Origin of the sequence: Peptoniphilus sp. GNH (assembly GCA_021307325.1) — a bacterium.
In the GTDB taxonomy this organism is placed as follows: Bacteria; Bacillota; Clostridia; order Tissierellales; family Peptoniphilaceae; genus KA00134.
In genome coordinates, this window is sequence record CP089931.1 from 1,053,666 (window position 1) to 1,072,839 (window position 19,174).

Below are 19,174 nucleotides of genomic sequence, written 5' to 3' on the forward strand. Positions count from 1 at the left end.
ATCACTTTTTCTCCCCCTGTTCCATAAGTGCATAAATTCTTTCCTTGTTTTCTATACAAACGGGAATATCATCTGCCAAAACGTGACAATCAAAGCGAATCAGACGCGAGCATGTTTGGCAGACAAATTCATAATCGTGAGTGACAACAAATATGACTTTATTTTTTGCAAGGTCCTGAATCAATTTGCTAACTTGCTCCATGCTGTCATAATCAAGACCCGAAGTTGGTTCATCAAAAACCACCACTTCCTTACCGCATATCATACTAACGGCTACAGCAACCCGCTGCTTTTGTCCTCCGGAAAGTGTGTTCGGATGCCGTTTACGGACAGAAAGAAGGTCCAAATCATCTAATGCTCTTTTCACCAGCGCAGGATCAGTGTATCTGATTCCAAACGTACATTCAGCTTCTACACTATCTGCAAACAATTCGTAGTTAACATCCTGCATAACCATAAAAGATCGCTTCATGCGTTCCTTTTCATTTTGTGCATTGCCTTGCCACAAGAATTTCCCTGTGGATCCTTTATGCAACCCACATAAAGCACGAAGGAATGTCGTTTTCCCAGCTCCATTGCATCCGACAACGCCAATGATTTCACCTTTAGAAGCCTGCATTGAGATGTGACTGATAATCATCTGCTTTTTGTAAAATAGTGATACATCTTGTATTTCCAGTACAGGTTTTTGAATTGGAACATTGGCAACAACGGGATACACAGTTTCTAACGCCACAGCGCGCAGCCCCATATTCTTTCTTTCAACATCCGAGAGCTTTCTGAGTTCTGCTGACGTCCAAATTGCCTGGATTTCCCCTTCTGACAAATATACAATGCGATCTGCTATATCAAGAAGATAATAAAGGCGGTGTTCAGCAATTAAAATTGTTTTTCCCGCTTTTTTCAGAAGCTGCAAATATTTTTTTAAGTCCGCTATTGAGGCCATATCCAAGTTAGAAGACGGCTCATCCAACAAGTAAATATCCGGGTCCATTGCATACACAGACGCAAAGGCAACTTTTTGTTTTTCGCCCCCGGATAATTCAAATATATTTCGGCCCTGCAAATGACGGATATGTAAGACATCAAGAGTATTTCCAAGTCTACGATGCAATTCCTCCGGTGGGACAGCCGCGTTTTCTATTCCAAATGCGATTTCACTGTCCACATCTACATTAAAGAACTGGGTCCTCGGATTTTGAAATACAGATCCGATTTTTTCAGCAAGTTGATATGTAGGTGTTTCAAAAACCTTCAGGTCATCCACTTGTACATCGCCATTTAACTCGCCAGGGAAATAATTAGGGATAAGTCCATTAATCAATTTTGTAATTGTTGTCTTACCACACCCAGAACGACCGCAAAGCAAAACGCATTCTCCTGTTTCTACAAATAGGTCAATATGTTTTACTCCGATTTCGGAAGCGGTTGTCCCTGCATAGGCAAAGCCAACATTTTTGAATTGGATCATACCGCACCTCCAATCTCACCTGCGTTCAACGCCAAAAGAAACAAGAAACAAATGATTACCAAAATATCCTGTATTCTAAATTTGATTTGTATCAGACAGGTCCGTGAATGAGGATTTTCAATGCCTCTTGTTACAGATGCAATTGCAAGTTCATCAGCTGCCTTGGACGCAGTCATTAAAAGCGGGACATACAAACACTCAATTGTCATCCCAGGGTGATGAATAAAACCCTTAAAAGAAAGTGATACATCTCTTAAACGCATACCGTCTTTGATATAGTGCCAATCTTCTTGAATTGTCGGAATATATCGCAACATAACCGCCAACGGAATGTATATTCCTTTAGAAAGATGTGCTTTATTCATTGCTGTCAGAAATTCATTTACTCTCGTTGTGGACAGTATGATTCCAGCGAGCATTGCACAAGGATACACTTTGTAGAAAAGCCCCATCCATGCGACAAACATCGTATATACAACACCCGTATCAAGAGAGAGAACGTAAAGGGTCAGTAAATAAAATAAAGCAAAAAAGATCAGATGGCATAAAGAGCGTTTGGCTTTCCCGCATGTGCATCCAAAAAGTGTGATGAATAACACTAATAGCCATACATGCCGCAACGATGGAGCCATCGTTGCGGCAAATACAGTGATTGCAAGTAACAAGATTTTTGTGCGTGGATCAAACGTACACAATCCACTATGAATTTTTGTGTACTGTATATTCACGCTGTGATACCCGCTTTTTCAAACTGTTTCTTTAATAGCTTGCTTCCAACAAAACCGCTGAGCAAAGCAATCACTATTGTTCCGATCAACATTGTTACAAGTACGATCCAACTGGTAGATGCAAGCATACTATCAAGATATTCCTGTGTCGTTCCTTTTTCCAGCATAGTATTTACCCATGTTTGCGGGTTAATAAAATATGCAATATATGTGCCAGTTCCACCCAAGCAAAAGAATACATACGAAAGAATATTCATTTTTTTGCTTTTATAATTTGCAGTGTGTGCGACAATTTCTGCAAGTACTCCACCAATTAAATAGCCGATTGTCATTCCAATGTGCATACCTGTTACAAAGCAAAAGATTGCCATAAGCGCACTTGCAATAAAAATGGGGCCTTTCTTTGGTACTTTCGCAACCATAAGCAAATACACTGGACCAGCAAGAAGAGCAGCACCGACAGGATAGTAGAAAGTGAGTGCTGGCATCATCGCAAACACACCACCGCTAAGGCTGATACAGATAAAGATAATTGCGGAAAAGACACCTGTTACGATAAGTTCTTTGACAGAAAGACCGGATTTCGTGTTAGACATTTTTTGTTCCTCCATTTTGATATATTCCACATTTGACTTTCTAAAATCAATGTGGTAGGCTTTGATTAGTTCCAGCTAACCGCTGTAAAAAACTATACATGAACTGATTTTCTTTCGCAACACATTCAGCCCATTGTCGTCCGATGTGTCTGAAAGTATGTCTAATGTGTCTGAGGAGGATGATTATGTCCGATATTGCTGCTCAATTCAATACTATGTTGATAAAAAGTGGTTTTCAGGAAATGCCACCAAATGGAAAATTTAGCTCTATTGGAAACTTTTATTGTTTGCCTGAATCATTTGGAGAGGGAATTTATTGGATATACGGTGAAAAAAACCTATTTAATATCAAAATACATGATTTCTATTTTTACGAGGATGAATTTTTCGATCAGGAAAGCCTAAACTGGCCGGAGAGCCTAAGCATCACCTATTACGAATCTGTATCTGGTGAAGAAATCATGCCTTACCGGCGCCTTACCGCGGGATGTATAAAAACATTCTTTGGAGGCCAGCACCCATACAAGGCAATTTTTCATAAAAACATACCAATTCGGACGATTGGTATAGAGATTATGCCTGCTTACTATGAAAAGTATCTAAAAGAAGCATTTCCAGATGAATATATAAATCCAGATGAAGCATTTCGCGAGATTGATCAAACAAATGATTTCCCTGAAATGGTTTCTCTGTTACGCAAAATCTGGAATTATAATGGAGATGGAATGGCCGCAAAACTATTCTTCCAAAGTAAAGTTTTCGAGGCTGTAGCTTTGATTCTCGAACATAACAAAAGGAGTCCAGAAAGAGGGAAAGTCCGTATTTCATCACAGGATATAAAATCTCTTGAAAATGTCGCTGCGTATATCAACGATCATTACAACAGAGAAATTCTTTTAGATAAACTAGCGCGCATTGCCTGCATGGGAACAACAAAGTTGAAAATTACATTTAAGCAGGTCTATTGCTGCACCATTACGGAATATATTCAACAGCGGCGTTTATCTCAGGGAGAAAATCTCCTTTGCTCCACCGATTTTTCAATTGAGCAAATTGCTCTGGCTGTTGGATATAGTAATGCTGGTCGTTTTTCAAGAGACTTCAAAAAAAGTACTGGTCTATATCCTTCTGAATATCGGAAGTGGGCACAGCAAAAAAAAAATCAATAAAAACGATATAACAAATCATTCTGTTTAGAGAAGTTCCTCTATAAACTATTGAAATATCATCTTCTTTCTCTTGTGCTTAGCAGAGCAGAAGGAAAATATTTCGACATATTCGAAAATCCCCTTGCTTTTTTCTACATAATAGCAATCATGTTTAGTTGGGCAAGAAGCGAGCGTCAGGGAATTTTTCTCTGGCGCCCATTTTATGGCACCGAATAGGAATGATAAAATCCCCCAGTTCAACTGGGGGGCAATAATGCCCTCTTTAGAGAGCCACCACCGGAGATAGGCCCTTATAGTGCCTATCTCCGGTGGTGGCTCTCCAAAATGTTTTTTAAAAGCTGAAGAAAACTTGCCTTGATTTAAGTATACTGCTAAATCCGCTATTTCTCCGATAGACATACTTGACTTATGAATTAGTAACTCTGCTGCCGCTTCAAGACAAGTTTTTTTAATGAAACTGCCTATTGAATTTTCGGTTATATAAGCAAAACATCTTTTAAGACTTGATTCAGAAATTGCATATTTTTTTGCCAGTTCAGAAATAGAATATCTGTCAAAAGAATTTTCCATAAGAGCTTTGTAGCATTCTTGAGTTGCTTCGTACACAGGCTCAGAAAAGGATGGAAGTTTATGTGTGTCTTTACTTTCAACTAAACTCAGAAATAGTAATAGTTCTATTGTTTTAATTATTGAATATGGAAGCTGTATCCTCTCATCAACCCTATATAATTCACCAATAATATGATTGATTTCATGACGAGAGCGGATAATTAACGCCGCCCCATTTTTGCACACCTTATCCCGCATTTCAAACAAATCTATATTTCCATATGGAAAATATTTTGAAATGGACTTTTGTGCTATACTCATATCAATAAAAAGAGAAAGCCCAACATATTTTTTCATGGGAATACAAGAGTTTTCAAACGGTACTTTCCCAAGTTCTAAAACACTTAAATCTCCTTTCCTAATAAATGCGCGTTCATTATTTTCCAGCTTAAATTCATAGCACCCTTCAAGGCAATGATCAATTTGTAAGATTCCTTCTTTAGGTGTTATTTTTTGATGTGTTGTTTCCATATTTAAGTTGTTATAAGATAATTGAATTCCTTCAAGCAAATCATAACAACGCATTTCTCCTGTACCCGTTTCGTTTCTAAAACGATAAACTTTCGCATTATCAACATTTTTCTTCTCCGAAAAAATATACCCATTGTAGGCGTTTTCGATAATACTCTTTCTATTTAACTCCATACCTTTTGTCTCGCTTCTTGATAATTTTTTGCTATTATACCATAAATATGAGCCTCCCTCTTCCCATCTCTTGTTAAATTTGATATACTGTTCTGAAAATATGCTTAATGCTTGCTATCTTAATCGTTCTTTTGTAGCAAGCACAGTAAGTGTACGGACACTTACGAAAAATTGACGAAGCAGCCCCTTGGGATCTGCTTCTTTTTTTTATCAATTTTTAACTTGTTAGGGAGACCCTAAGAACTCGAAATACATTCAACGGATTTAATCAATCCTTATTCTATCAATATTTATTTCTATCCCTGATTTGAAGGTAATTTTAAATTTATCATCAAATATTTTTATCTGTTTGATGTATTTCCTCACAAGTTCTTCATCATATTCTGTTATCTCTCTGCTTTGAATTTTGAGAAATTTCTCCATATCCTTGATGCGTCTTTTGGCATCTTCATCAAGAGCCTTTTGAACAAGCATCTTATGTTTTTCACCCTTTAGGGTATCAACTTCATTAGCAATGTCCGTATAGTCTTTCTTAGCTCTTACCTGTGCAAGGAGTTCCTTTTGTTTTACCGCAATTACTCTATTGATGGCTTCTATTTCTTCATCGTTACTTCCAGCAACTACTTTTTCAATATTCTTTATTAGAATTTTTTCAGTATCATCAGAAGTTTTCAAAACATCATTCATGGCTTTTACAACTGCTTTTTGTAGTTCTTCCTCTGGTATAGTAGCTGCATCACAGCTTTTTGGCCCATGCTCAACCCTTGTACAGCATCTCCATACCACCAAACGCTCTCCACGATTATTCCAAGCGACTCGCCTGTAAATATCACCGCACTTTGAGCAAATACAAAGACTAGAAAGCGCATATTTACTTGAATAGACTCGCTTTTTCTTTTTCCCTTCTCCACTAAACATATTAGCGCGCCTTAGCATTTCTTCCTGCACCTGTATGAATATATCTCTTGGAATAATGGCTTCATGGTTATCTTTCACATAATATTGTGGCTCTGTTCCATCATTTTTTATACGAACTTTATTGATAAAATCTGTTGTAATTGTCTTTTGCAGTAGTGCGTCACCAATGTACTTTTCATTCTCCAGAATTCCTTTTATGTTAGAAACATGCCATTTAAGATGTCCTGCTCCATTTTTTATTTTATCCCTCTGGAGTCCTGTCGCAATTTCTCTTAGACTTGATCCAGCTAGATACTCACGATAGATTCTTTTTACAACCTTAGCCTCTTCCTCATCGATAATCAGATTGCCATCTGCATCTTTGGTATAGCCTAAAAACCAGTTTGTGTTAATCTGTACTTTTCCCTCTTGATACCTAAACTGTAGACCCATCTTAACATTCTGAGATAATGAAGCTGATTCTTGCTGAGCAAGTGATGCCATAATGGTAAGAAGAAGTTCACCGCTTGCTTCCATAGTATTTATATTTTCTTTCTCAAATATGATAGGTATGTTGCTGTCTTTTAGCTGCCTTACATACTTCAGGCAGTCTATGGTATTTCTTGCAAATCTACTGATGGATTTAGTTATAACCATATCCACTTTACCTGTCATGCAGTCATTAATCATCTCATTAAAGCCTTCACGCTTTTTGGTATTTGTGCCCGATATACCATCATCCGCATAAATTCCAGCAAATTCCCAATCACTATTTCTAGAAATATAGTCCGTATAGTGCTTCATCTGCATTTCATAACTTCCAGCTTGCTCCTCGCTATCAGTACTAACTCTACAATAAGCTACTACCTTTAACTTAGGTTTTTCTTTTTGATTACTTATCGAATTCCCCGGTCTTTTCCTAGCGGGAATAAGCATTACATTCTCATTCAACTCTATCCCTCCCTAATCAAACTATATACATATTCTGCCTGCTTATATGGATCATCAAATTTCAGCTCTGCTCTGCAGCACTTAAATTCCGTAACAGGCACAAACGCTTCTGAAGGACTAATTTCTTTGATTCTGTTCCTTTGAATCGTATTATTTTTTCTAGCTTCTTGAACCTTATTAAATAGATCTTCATCTATCAATTCTGGATAAAATTCTGTTCCAAGATATACCGTATTTCTTAATATCTTTCCAATGGAACTATGTGTTTTATCTATTCCTACAGCTTTTGCTGATGCCCTCATTGAGTTACATTCAAGATATTTTTTATATAGAGCAATCACCTTCTCAGCCTCTGGTATATAGATAATACCTTTTGCATTCTCTACTCGGTATCCATATGGTATGTGTGTCACTTTACTATCACCTCCTCTGTTAAATTTAAGCCGCACTTCAGATGAAAGGTGAATTTAAATCTATCTTCTATCGTGATCTTCTCAACAAATTCCGAAAAAGTATCATCAATAAAATCTTTGATACAATCACTTTTGTTTATAAATCTTAGTAGTTTTTGGGCTTCATTTAGATGAGTTAGATCTCCACTAACAATTGATGAAAGACTTGCTTTTTCCTTTTCAAGTTCATCAAGCTCCAAGGAAATATTATTGTTTTCTGCGTAAAATACATCTAGCTCTATATAACCACTACTTAATAGCTTTGTTAGTACCTGAGCTTGTTCATTCAGCTTTTCTATTTTTTCATCAAGTTCTAAAATATGCCTTAGCCGATCCTTGTTATTGCCACCTCGCAAAGTGTCTACAAAAGGCTTCAGCATAGTATTTTTGCCTGCTATAAGCTTATTCATCATTTGAACATATGCTGCTTTGATATGTTCTTCTCTTATATACTTCATGTTGCAGCTTTTCTTATCTTCAATATGCCTAACGCAGGTCCATACAGCATAGTCTCCACTTTGTGCATATCTCATACACCTTTTTACTTTTGAACCACATTCTCCGCAATATATCTTTCCGGAAAGAGCGTATCTTTTTTGATATTTGTTATCTGAACCATCTATATTTTTTTCTTTTCTTCTCTGACCTACTACTGTTTTTACCAGTTCAAAATCCTCATGGCTAATAATAGGTTCGTGGTGATTTTTCATCATATATCTGACCTTTTCTCCACGATTTTGATGTCTGTTAAAATTTTCGTCTGTATAGGTTTTTTGAAAGATAACATCTCCTGTATATTTTTCATTCTTTAAAATAGCTTGAACTGTTGAAGAGTGCCATTTGCTGTTTTTCTTTGTAGCTATGCCTCTTTTGTTTAGTTCATTCGCTATTAGATATGATCCCAATCCTGATATTGCCATTCTAAAAATTTCCTTCACAATCTCAGCTTCACTAGGAACAACAACCATCTTTCCATCAACATTTTCATAGCCGTAGGGTGGAGAGGAAATAACATAAGTCCCATTTTCAAACCTTCTTTTTAACGACCATTTGCTATTTTCCGAAATAGATCTTGATTCGCTTTCTGCAATAGAACTTAGAATTGAAAGCATAAGTTCTGAGCTCATATGCTCAGTATCTATATTTTCCTTTTCAAAATAGATGGCTACTCCAAGCCCTGTAAGTTTTCTTACCATTTCAAGGCAGTCCACTGTATTTCTTGCAAATCTACTGATAGATTTTGTAATAACCCTATCAATTTTTCCTTTTTCACAATCATCAAGTAATTTCAGCAGGCTCTCCCTTTTTTCTATTTTTGTTCCACTGATACCTTCATCAAAATATAGCCCTGCGTATTCCCAGTAAGGATTTGCCTTTATGTAATTTTCATAGTGTTCTTTTTGCACTTCAAGACTAAGGAGTTGTTCTGCACTTTCTGTTGAAACTCTAGCATAGGCTGCTACTCGCATTTTCTTAACTCTGTTATTTTGCTGTCTTTTCTCTATTTTTGTTATCTTTGCCATCGTCTCACCTCCTTTTTGGTCAGTACTATATATCACTCTAAAGACACTATTTATCAAGTTATTAATCTAGTATTTCCTTATAAAACGGCTCAAAATTGAGCTTATTAAGCTCGCTAATCTGCACCGCTTCATCTTCTGAAATTAATCCATTATCTACTAGCCTCTTTGTCAGCATTTGTGCCACTTCATATTCAAAGTCTTTTTGCATACTTTCTTCTGTAAATTCCCTTGATGGTGTATCAGATCTAATTTGATTATTGCTAGTTATCTTCATGGCACTCACCTCCAAAACGAGCAGAAATATAGCATTCATGACTGCAATACTTACGGTTTTTATTGCCATAAGAAATAAAGGTTTTACCACAGTTAGCACAGATACACTCATAGTTGGCTTTCTTACTTACTAACTCTCTATTTTTATTCCACCAGTTATTTCTGCATTTATCTGAACAAAATCTTTTCTTTTTTCTTCCTACTATCTGTTTTATAGGCTTACCACAATACCCACAGACAGAAATATTTTCATCTTTACTTTTCATACCACCTAGCCCATTACGCCTACAGAAACTCTTAATAGTGTTGACGGAAATGTTCATATGCTTAGCTATTTCTGTATATCCAGATCCCTTTTCTCTTGATATCTTTATCTTTTCTTTTTCTTCTAAATTCATAAAGGCTACCTCCTATTAGGTAGCCTTGGGAAAGGTCAAAATCTGACGTTTCTATTAATCTTTTTTATAAAATTCGCATTCGTAACCATCTGCACGAAGAAGTAATCCCTTCGCCCAAGGTGGTGTTCTTCCCATTTGCTCACATACTGCAGTAAGGCTCATTCTTTTATCAGTCTCTATAATTATTTCATCATGGACATGTGCTACAATCTGGCAGTTTCTTAATGTCTTCATAGCAAAAAGCAAAATATCTCTCGCAGTCCCTTGAATAATGTTTTCTACAAATTTAGGACCATAACTTTCCAGTCTTTCCCACTTTTTAGCATTACCGACACCTTCATAAGTAACTGACTCGCCACCGAATTTATTCTCGCCAATTCTAGGTTTTACATAGGCAAGTTTTCTTCCTGAAGGAAGTTCTATAAATAAAAATCCACTTTCCCATGAGAATGTAATGCCATGAGTCTTAGTATCTATTCTTTGCTTTATACAAGTTTTGACCGCTCTATCAACATCCCACCAAAGGCTAGTAATCATAGGATTTGAGTTTCTCCAAGCATCAACCAGTGGCTGAAGTTCTTCTTCAGTAAGTCCCATATCAAGTGCTCCCATAGCTTTTAAGGCACCTACCGAACCACCATAGCCAAGTGCGAGTTCTGCAATTTTACCTTTCTGCCTAAGATGACTATTTACACCATGCTTTTCAACAGGAACTCCAAACATCTGACTTGCCGATGAACAGTAGATATCTTTACCTTCTTCAAAGACTTTCATTCTCCATTTTTCCACTGCAAGCCATGCAAGGACTCTCGCTTCAATAGCTGAAAAGTCAGCTACAATAAATTTGTTATTGTTCTGTGGCACAAAGGCAGTTCTAATCAGTTGAGATAAAGTATCTGGGATATCTTCATATAGCATTTCAAGTGAATCTACATTTTTCTCTCTTACAAGTGCTCTTGCCTCAGCTAAGTCTAGTAGATGGTTTTGTGGTAGGTTTTGCAATTGAACAAGTCTTCCTGCAAATCTTCCGGTTCTATTCGCACCATAATATCGAAACATTCCTCTTTCCCTATTATCTGTACAGGCAGCATTTTTCATGGCTGTATACTTCTTAACAGAAGACTTGGATAACTGCTGTCTTAAAGTAAGAACCTCAGCAAGTTCTTTTGATGCAGTCTTTATTTCTTTTGCTACTTCCTTTTTGCCTAGAGACTCCATTTCAAGTCCATGCTCCGATAACCAGTTTCTCATCTGAAGAACTGAGTTAGGATTTTCAAGTCCAGTAATTTCTGTTAGCTTTTGCATAAGACTAGCCTTTACATCGCTATCTAATTTGATTGCTGATTCAACAAGTACAGGATCAATAGCAATGCCCCTATCATTTATTTCCTGGTCTAAATAAAACTCATCCCATATATCTTCTGAAACAGGAAACTTTGATAGTTTTCCTTGAATTCCCATTTCTACTTCCACATCACGCTTGTTATATGATTTGAATTGTTCCCACTTTTCTTCATCATGAAAGTACAGATTCCTTGTTCTTCCTCCGTTAGTTTTTGTCGGAGTGCAAGGCACACAGAAATACTTTATTAGGCTCTTACCTTCACTTAGTTTCTGCTTATCAAGTCCAAGTACAGCACCTACTCCTTCAAGAGACAATGGAAGTCCTAGTGTTGCAGACCAAATCATGGTGCATTTCCAAGAAGTCGGATTTAAAAACATCGCCATTGATGTACTAAGTTCATGATTATCATAAAAAGGATCTAGACTGATACCTTTATCCCTTAAATACCTTGATAAACAAACTCTCTCAAATTGTGCATTAAATGCCCATTTACTTATTTTCTCATCAGTGAGTGCATCCAATATTTCAGCAGGGATTTCCTCTCCTTTTGCTAAATCTATGACTTTAACTTCACTGCCATCAATGCTGTAAGCAAATAAGAGTATTTCAAAATCATCGGATTCGGCATATTTATATACACCACACTTTTTAAGGTCTATGCTGCTATATGTTTCAATGTCAATACTGATAGTTTCCATCTTCTTCACCTCCAATAAAAATAAGGGTGGCAGATTAGTGCCACCCACCATGTTACTTTCCGTTTATCTTTTCTCTGATGTCTAGATAAAGACTTACCAGTGTTTTTGCTACAAAATCGAAGAGCCATGTGCCGATAAAAATAGTGATAAACCAATCAATTAATGTCATAATGACCTCCTATGCCAAGAAGTCATCATCTTCAAGACTTGTAAAATCATCAGAAGCATTACTTCTTCCACCAAGTGGCTCACCATCTCTAATCTTTTGAATATTTCCAAGTCCGCAGGCGATTCCTTTATTTCCATTTGAGTTAAAGGCATAAAAGCTAATGGATACACGAGCATAACAACCTGAATATACTTCACTTCTATCAAGGATAGGTTTTACAGCTTTATCTACAATTTGAGGTGCTGTCACGCTATTTGCGTTGATGAAATAATGACCTTTATATGCCTCATCATCACGCTCAATATCCCCATCACGAAGTGGAAGTTTAATGGCTGCCTTGTTTGGTTTCTTTCCTCCAAATTTACCTATTCCTTCTTCGATTGCAGCATCAATTGCCTTTTCAATTGCCGTAATTGTTTCTTTATCATCCTTTGGAATAAGAAGAGATACACTATACTTCTCAGGTCCTCCATTGATTGATTTTGGCTCCCAACCATTAAAATATGAAAGTCTTGTGTCTTTTCCTGTGATTACCTTTGTTCTACTAATATTTGCCATTTTAATTTTCCTCCATTATTTCATTAAATTCGTTTTTTACATTTGATACATTTACTTTCTGACGCTTATCTGAGTTTGGTACAAGTGTCAGTTTTCCAGGTGGTTTGATAATGAGGTCGCCTAGAATATCCTCAAATTTCTTCTTTCCCATCAGTTTTTGCATTTCAGTAAGTGTGATTAGGCTGGTCTTGAAAATATCGGAATAGCCATTTTCTTTCGCCTTTTCTATTACTGCATTTTCATCCTTATACTTTCTTACCGACCTACCCTCTACAACCTTAAAGCCATCCCACTCTTTACCGTGATTAACTGCCATATCTGTTGCATAAGCTAAGACGCTATTTGCCCATGATGTCAAATCCGGAATAACAATTAGGATTTCTTCTACTTCAGCATCCGTTAAAAGTGGTGGTAGTTTAAACTCATCTTTTGCAAGTTTCAGTTTTTCTTCAGCCCTTGCTCTACACCTAACTGCAGCCTTACAGAATTTGCACCAATCACCTGAGCAATATTCTCCCTCACCTTTAATAGCAAGCTCTGCTTTAGGCTTTAGAACTTCCTCTGCCCACTTCTTTAGTTCGCTTGCAGAAATTATCCAAGTAGACACATTTTCTCTTCTAGGCTGAAAGATTGACATACTGACTTCCTTTATGTCATATAGGCTCTCATAAATTGAAAGTGCTCCAAGTGCATAACATTTCATCTGTGAATTATCATAGGCATCAACAAGAACTCCCTGTCCATACTTAAAGTCAATTATGGAAAGCGTATCATCTGAAACTATCAAGCAGTCGGCAGTTCCAAAACCATCTGGGACAAACTCTGAAAAATCCACTTTCTGTTCAATCAAAATAGCCGGATCCTTACATTTCTGTTTGGCTAATTCATATTGCTCCAAAACAAAATCCACATAGGCATCAGTACATTCTTGCATTTCGTCTGAGTCATAATCAGATACAGGTCTTTTACTTCGCATCTTTAATGCTTTTTTTAGCTTATGTTCGCAAAAGTCATGTGCTGCCGTTCCTTCCTCGGCTGCTGCTGAACTGGTATTTTCAAACTCTAGTTCAAGCACAGCACTTGGTGTACAGTTAAGCCACCTATGTGAGCTTGATGGAGATAAAATTGAATGTTTAGTCAATTTTGATTTCCTCCGCTTCTTTTAATAGCTGACTGTAGTTTTCCTTTGGAACATCTGATAACTTCGTTCCACCGAACTTAACAATCAGCTCTTTAACCTCTGCAGTTTTCCCATGTTGACTTAGTTTTGCAAGCACTGCCCTTACATCTTCAAGGTTCAATTTCTTATCTTCCACTAAAGCCTTTGCTTGCTTTTCCTCAATAACTTTTGCATCTGCCTCAATATAAGTAGTATCCTTATTGGCAATTGCAATTGACTCTACTACATCAGCCAATGACTTAAGCAATTTTGACGCATCCATCATTAAGTCATATTTTTGTTTGGTACTCACTATCTCTCACCTCCTTGATTTTGAATGGAAATTTCATCAATTCTATTGCTTGGAATAAAAACCATAATGTCTGATTTCTTTCCAAGAAAGAATCTGATAAATCTTTCCCTTAGCTTAATGGTCTTGCAATTTGCATAGCCATCTGCTTTTGGTTCTTTTGAAACACTGATTAGAAGTTTATGTTTCATTTTTCTACCTCCGTTTCTGAAGGACTTTTCTTTTGCCCTTCTATTAGGTAGCCTTGGGAGAAGGTGAAATCTGACGGTATTTATAAAAAATTTCAAAAAAAATAATGCCTACCCTAGATTTCTCTAAAGTAGGCATTGTTTGTCATTAGTTATAAGACTTCATTTACTCGTCTTTGTACTGCGTTATAGTCATATCCAGCTCTTTCAAGTCTATTTTTTCGATCCTGTCCATTTCCCCAATTTCCTGCAATTACCTCTCTTGCTAAGGTATCAACACTCTTTGATGGAGCACTTGCTACCTGATAAACAGATCTACCATTTACATCATAGACAGCATATCCTGGATTTGCATTGACACACTTTTTAGCATTATCTAAATTTCTAAATGCACCCTTTTGACTCTTTGCATCAACCCATGACTTTCTTACTCTATATAGAGATGATGTGCCTGTATTTAATGAGCCATTACTTCCACCTGCAAGTCTCTTATTTACTTCATTTGCTATATATGAAAACTTGCTGCCAAGATATGGACCAGGACAGTTAGTGCTTTTATACCATTCGTGTTTTTGAAGAACACCATCCTTACCTCCAGTGTAGGTGCAAGGATAGATTCCATTTCTTCTGCAGATGTCTGTCACCAAATCAATTAGTCTATTTAAAACATAATCAGAAACTAACCACTGAGGTCCTCTCGTAGAGTTTCCTACTTCTATTGTTACTGCTCTATTGTCACACCAGGAAGATGAGGTCGTCCACGCTCTGTTAGATTCATCAACCCCTAAAACAATTACTCCATCGGATCCTAAATTGTAGTTAGCTGATGCACGTCTTGACCTTGGCACAAATACTCCAGCAAGATTTCTACCATTTATAACTCCAGCTGCGTGGTGGATAGCTATTTTAGTAATCTTTTGATTTCTTCTACCGCTATGGTTAGGTGAGAGAATTGTTGCTTGTACTAATGGGCTATTACTCATTTATTTTTCCTCCTTGAATTGTTCCAATACTCTTTTTAATTTTTCTGGTACTGGCAAACCTAAAGCTACAGAATTTTCTAAAATAGAAAGACCTTCATTTGCTATATAAAAAAAGATGATGGCTGTTCTTATCATTGTTCCATCACCTTTAATTAAATTTACATCACATAGGTTTGCTATTCCTACAACTATAAAAATCATAATCTTTTTAGCTATCCCTTTAAATCCTATGGATGAGGATAGCTTTCTTTCAACCCCTGCTCTTAAAACTCCTGTTAGATAGTCAGCAATCACAAAAGCAAGTAGTGTGTATATAAAAGCATCTACACTTCCAAGATAAAATCCCAACCATCCTCCGATAGCTGTAAAACATACTTTTAGTATTTCAAAGAATTTGTTCATTTTATTCCTCCTCAGTTAATGTATAAGTTATTTTCATTGTCTTATCTGCCGTTTTTAATATTGGACTTGATAGGTTATTAATTGTTCCAAGATATTGCGTGTGAAGGAATAGAAGTTTATAAAGAGTATAACTCCCATAACCAGAATCTGTATCAAAACCAATCATAAATGGACCAATATTAATTAAAGGTGAAGTTAAAAACTTCATATCAACAGTAGCTGTATAAATAACATTATCATTTTTATCAATTAAAAATTGTCTGGTTCCTATATAATCCCCATATTTGTAAAAATACTGATTTGTATATTCTCCTCTTAATATATCAACTTCGCTTTCCAAATTAATCAATGTAATGTCCACTGGATTATTAATATTTATTTTATAAACACCATTTTTTTTGTAATTTAAACAATACAAATATTTACCTCTAACCACACTCCCTATCGTCCTATAATGGCTTTCATTTTCAGAACTTGGATATCTACCTATTATTTGCAGTTGTACATTTTCTAACACCCACTTATCTTCTGTAAATGAAAAATCTTCCTTCTTAATCTTTATCGTATATATTTCAGCATTTCCCCTGCTGTTCGTTTCCCCTACCGTTGAAAATCCATACCAATATCCATCTTCCCCATCATGGAAAGAACAGTTAATGCTATATCTACTAGGGAAAAATTTTTCAGGTTTAATGTAATTTACTTCAATATCTTGTGTAGGCATATCTAGAATCGTATCATTAAGTCCTAAATTAAAAAATGACTCCCTAATTTTAGCTATTTGAATTTGTCTATCGGGCATAGGCCAAATAGAATAAAAACTTTGGTCTTTTAAGTTTACTTCAACAAGACCTGCATAATAAGATAGAACAGCCTTGTCTGTTTTTGTACTAACCTTATTTAACATAAGAATTCCTGATTCTCTGTCATAAGAGTTCCCATAAAAGCTTTTGCCTCCTCTATAATGAGTTAAAGCTAAGGATGAAATCCTTCCATTTCCTTGTGAAGTTGAAAAGTCCCATACAAATTTATATCCTCTATCTATTGGTTTGGATTCCGTCAAGTTCGCAGATCCTCCTTTGGCATTGTCAGTTTCATTAACGTCATTTGATGCATAACCAATAATTGGATTGTCTGAGGGTGCAATTATCTTATTCTGATCCTCTTCTAAAGGATTTTCAAATAGCAGAATCCCACCATAACATTTATTAGCTATGGGAAATATTTCATCTTTAAACTTAACTGTTCCATTATCTAAGGGATACATAAGTCCTGATGGATTCAGTCTTAATAAATCTGGGACTGCATTGGTTATTAGGTTTTCATCTTCATAAATCTCCTTCTTATTTGTCCTCACATCAGTTAGTTCGATGACTGATTTACCCTTGAGCATTTCCTTCCTCCTTATCTTTAAATTCTGTAGTAATTTCTTCTGTATGTTTTCCTAGCATCAATCCTCGATATTTAAATCTTCCTACCTTTTCATTAAATACTAGTGGTCTTGGGACTTGTTTTTCTACTTTGTATTCATCCTTCAACTTCCTAAGTAGAAATGAATGACTAAGTTCTATTCTCTTCCAGGATTCATCAATCTTAATCTTTCCATCCCAAGCCTCTGTAGAACCAAGAGACTGACCAGATATAGCTGCGATAGCATTATCTTTACTTATCATAGCTTGTCCTGATTCAAGTCTAATAAGCACTGAAAAGTTGTTCATCGTCTTTTCCTGAAGTTTGGTTAATGGATAAAAAAGATTTAGAATGTGGTCACCACTTAAGTAGGTTTCTTTTGGAATGTGATGTTCTATTTTCGTATCATTAAAAACATAAGTAATAACTATCCTTGTTGGTATTTCTATGTTTTCAATAAAGTCTAATTCCTCTACTTCTTCTTTTTCTTCAAACCTTGGAGGATCATAGGATTTCCTATCATTATTTAAAATCTCTACTTGTTTCTTAACCTTCCTTGATATCTTTCTTGTTTTTTCTTCAGTGTCACAAATTATATTTAACAAGATAGAGGCATTAAAAATTGCCTCCGTTTCTCTATTAGAGGCAAATTCTATACGAATTATCGACGTGTCTGTAGTAGAAAGATTAAAGGCAGAATAATTTGAATAGGCATGAACTACCAACTTTTCCGATTCAATCTGATTTAAAAGTCCTACTATATTTTTATCATTCTTGCTTTTGGCCTTTGATAGATATGGATTCTTTCCAACTCCTAAAATCCTGTGCTTACCATTTATCTTGTACTCTATGTCAGTAATAAGTCCTTCAATCTTTTCTTCTTCGTAAGAAATAGCTATTCTGTCTCCTACATCAAGACTTGGGTCTCCTATTGTTACCATATCAAAAGGTGTGTGATGAATTTTGCAAATTTCAGTAAGAAGAGCCTCATACATTCTTTTTCTTTTTTCTGGAAGTCCTAATTGCATTAAAGGATTTATTCCAAGATTCATAGTTAACCCATCATCATTTTCTAAAGCATAGTATTCAGCTATTTTAGTCTTTGCGTTTGTTGAGTTGATGGCTGTATATCTTGTCTTAAAATCTGATATTGATGAAGAAAATCTTTCTCTCGTTTTAATTTCAGTTGATATGCTTTCTGCATACTTCTTTAAAATTAATTTCCCATCACGACTAATCCCCGCAAAAGCACCAAGGGTAGATGCTATATAGTGAATAAAATCCCTATAAGTTTCTATATCATGGTCTTGATAAATTGCCAGAACTTCCTCTCCATTTACAAAAGCTTTTACCTCATCTTCTGTCATACCCAGTTCTACCTTGCACTTCTCACATGAAAGACTTAGTAATTCAAAGGCTGTGCCAAAGGTATCGGTTACAGGGAAGTTCTTATCAAATCTAAGCATATAGTCATAGCCTTTTAGTTCTAAAATCTTCTTAGACCTATTTGCCTCAGTAACATCAAAGATTCCCATTGGTATAGTTTCTATCTTTTTGCTTTCTAATTCTTGATGGTAAAAAAGTTCTAGCTTTGAATCCTCTAAAGAATACCTATCTATATTTGAAAAAAGGCTAATTCCAAACTCTCCAGCATAAACTGTACCTATTTCAAGTTCAGAAGATCCAGAACATGAACGATGAATGTATCCAGATCCTTTAAGAATATCTTTATTGGTAAAGGGAATAATGGTTTCATCTTTTAAGATGATATTTCCCGTCCAATAAAATTTACGAGAATTCTTTTTGATTGCTGTTTTATATTCATTGCTTGTTGGATGCATCAGTACTCCTCCAATGAAAAAGATACTTCCCACAATCCTTTATAAGAAGTATCTTTTATTAGTTTGACTTGAAACTTGTCTATATACATTTGTGACTCTTTTAGTTCTAGTGTTTCTGTATCTAAGTATTTAACTTTAAGATTAGAATTATTAGCAAAACTACTCAATGTCTTTACAAGTTTAGGACTACAAGAAAAACTTACAGAAATACTTGCTACTTTATTTCTAACAATATCCTTTTGAATAGTGCCTGCCTCTGTTTCTCCTCCAGTATCTGCCTCAATATCTCTAAACTCCAAATCATAAGAATTTGGTAGAGGTAGGTCTACTCCTTCAATAATTAAATATGATTGATATTTCATTATACGACTACACCTCCATTCACTGCGTCGCTTTGCT

20 protein-coding genes are annotated in these 19,174 nt (G+C 35.9%); 1 reads left to right on the forward strand and 19 read right to left on the reverse strand.

Going from position 1 to position 19,174, the window contains the following annotated elements; all coding sequences use genetic code 11:
- Position 1: 1 nt before the first annotated feature.
- The 3 genes from LV469_05135 to LV469_05145 all read right to left on the reverse strand — a co-directional run bounded on the left by LV469_05135 (position 2) and on the right by LV469_05145 (position 2,795).
- A complete protein-coding gene (locus LV469_05135; GenBank protein UHR02033.1) occupies positions 2-1,471 on the reverse strand; it encodes an ABC transporter ATP-binding protein in 1,470 nt (489 codons plus the stop codon).
- Entirely contained in the window at positions 1,468-2,103 is a 636-nt protein-coding gene (locus LV469_05140) for an energy-coupling factor transporter transmembrane protein EcfT (GenBank protein ID UHR03586.1), read from the reverse strand. The genes LV469_05135 and LV469_05140 overlap by 4 nt, the downstream gene beginning before the upstream one ends.
- 92 nt (positions 2,104-2,195) lie before the next feature.
- Positions 2,196-2,795 (reverse strand): MptD family putative ECF transporter S component, encoded by a 600-nt coding sequence (locus LV469_05145; GenBank protein UHR02034.1) that lies wholly within the window; start codon positions 2,793-2,795, stop codon positions 2,196-2,198.
- Between the two features lie 185 nt (positions 2,796-2,980).
- Between LV469_05145 and LV469_05150 the strand changes: the two genes are divergently transcribed.
- A complete protein-coding gene (locus LV469_05150) occupies positions 2,981-3,964 on the forward strand; it encodes an AraC family transcriptional regulator (protein UHR02035.1) in 984 nt (327 codons plus the stop codon).
- Positions 3,965-4,009: 45 nt separating this feature from the next.
- Here the strand turns inward: LV469_05150 and LV469_05155 are convergent, their stop codons facing one another.
- From LV469_05155 to LV469_05230, 16 genes are all read right to left on the reverse strand, one after another.
- Positions 4,010-5,218, reverse strand: a complete 1,209-nt coding sequence (locus tag LV469_05155; protein UHR02036.1) for an AraC family transcriptional regulator — start codon at positions 5,216-5,218, stop codon at positions 4,010-4,012.
- A gap of 264 nt (positions 5,219-5,482) precedes the next feature.
- Positions 5,483-7,051, reverse strand: coding sequence for a recombinase family protein (locus tag LV469_05160; GenBank protein ID UHR02037.1), 1,569 nt, complete (start codon positions 7,049-7,051; stop codon positions 5,483-5,485).
- Positions 7,052-7,068: 17 nt separating this feature from the next.
- On the reverse strand, positions 7,069-7,479 hold the full coding sequence (locus LV469_05165; protein UHR02038.1) for a recombinase family protein: 411 nt from the start codon (positions 7,477-7,479) through the stop codon (positions 7,069-7,071).
- The gene (locus tag LV469_05170; protein ID UHR02039.1) at positions 7,476-9,041 is read right to left on the reverse strand and encodes a recombinase family protein; all 1,566 of its coding nucleotides are present in this window, start codon (positions 9,039-9,041) and stop codon (positions 7,476-7,478) included. Before LV469_05170 ends, LV469_05165 begins: the two co-directional genes overlap by 4 nt.
- A gap of 61 nt (positions 9,042-9,102) precedes the next feature.
- Positions 9,103-9,315, reverse strand: a complete 213-nt coding sequence (locus LV469_05175) for a hypothetical protein (GenBank protein ID UHR02040.1) — start codon at positions 9,313-9,315, stop codon at positions 9,103-9,105.
- Complete coding sequence (locus LV469_05180; GenBank protein UHR02041.1) at positions 9,302-9,712, reverse strand: helix-turn-helix domain-containing protein; 411 nt, start codon at positions 9,710-9,712, stop codon at positions 9,302-9,304. Before LV469_05180 ends, LV469_05175 begins: the two co-directional genes overlap by 14 nt.
- Positions 9,713-9,766: 54 nt before the next feature.
- Positions 9,767-11,755 (reverse strand): DNA polymerase, encoded by a 1,989-nt coding sequence (locus LV469_05185; protein ID UHR02042.1) that lies wholly within the window; start codon positions 11,753-11,755, stop codon positions 9,767-9,769.
- 178 nt (positions 11,756-11,933) lie between these two features.
- Positions 11,934-12,482 carry a DUF2815 family protein gene (locus LV469_05190; GenBank protein ID UHR02043.1) on the reverse strand — a complete coding sequence of 183 codons (549 nt, stop codon included), beginning with the start codon at positions 12,480-12,482 and terminating at the stop codon, positions 11,934-11,936.
- A 1-nt stretch (position 12,483) separates the two neighbouring features.
- Positions 12,484-13,623, reverse strand: coding sequence for a DUF2800 domain-containing protein (locus tag LV469_05195; protein ID UHR02044.1), 1,140 nt, complete (start codon positions 13,621-13,623; stop codon positions 12,484-12,486).
- Positions 13,616-13,909, reverse strand: a complete 294-nt coding sequence (locus tag LV469_05200; GenBank protein UHR02045.1) for a hypothetical protein — start codon at positions 13,907-13,909, stop codon at positions 13,616-13,618. Before LV469_05200 ends, LV469_05195 begins: the two co-directional genes overlap by 8 nt.
- Positions 13,910-13,953: 44 nt before the next feature.
- Positions 13,954-14,142: a hypothetical protein gene (locus tag LV469_05205; GenBank protein UHR02046.1), complete on the reverse strand. Its 189-nt coding sequence runs from the start codon at positions 14,140-14,142 to the stop codon at positions 13,954-13,956.
- Between the two features lie 149 nt (positions 14,143-14,291).
- Positions 14,292-15,122 carry an N-acetylmuramoyl-L-alanine amidase gene (locus LV469_05210; protein ID UHR02047.1) on the reverse strand — a complete coding sequence of 277 codons (831 nt, stop codon included), beginning with the start codon at positions 15,120-15,122 and terminating at the stop codon, positions 14,292-14,294.
- Positions 15,123-15,524 carry a phage holin family protein gene (locus LV469_05215; GenBank protein ID UHR02048.1) on the reverse strand — a complete coding sequence of 134 codons (402 nt, stop codon included), beginning with the start codon at positions 15,522-15,524 and terminating at the stop codon, positions 15,123-15,125. It abuts the gene before it with no gap.
- 1 nt (position 15,525) lies between these two features.
- On the reverse strand, positions 15,526-16,917 hold the full coding sequence (locus tag LV469_05220; protein ID UHR02049.1) for a hypothetical protein: 1,392 nt from the start codon (positions 16,915-16,917) through the stop codon (positions 15,526-15,528).
- Positions 16,904-18,775 (reverse strand): hypothetical protein, encoded by a 1,872-nt coding sequence (locus LV469_05225; protein ID UHR02050.1) that lies wholly within the window; start codon positions 18,773-18,775, stop codon positions 16,904-16,906. Before LV469_05225 ends, LV469_05220 begins: the two co-directional genes overlap by 14 nt.
- Positions 18,775-19,137: a hypothetical protein gene (locus tag LV469_05230; GenBank protein UHR02051.1), complete on the reverse strand. Its 363-nt coding sequence runs from the start codon at positions 19,135-19,137 to the stop codon at positions 18,775-18,777. Before LV469_05230 ends, LV469_05225 begins: the two co-directional genes overlap by 1 nt.
- Between the last annotated feature and the right edge of the window lie 37 nt (positions 19,138-19,174).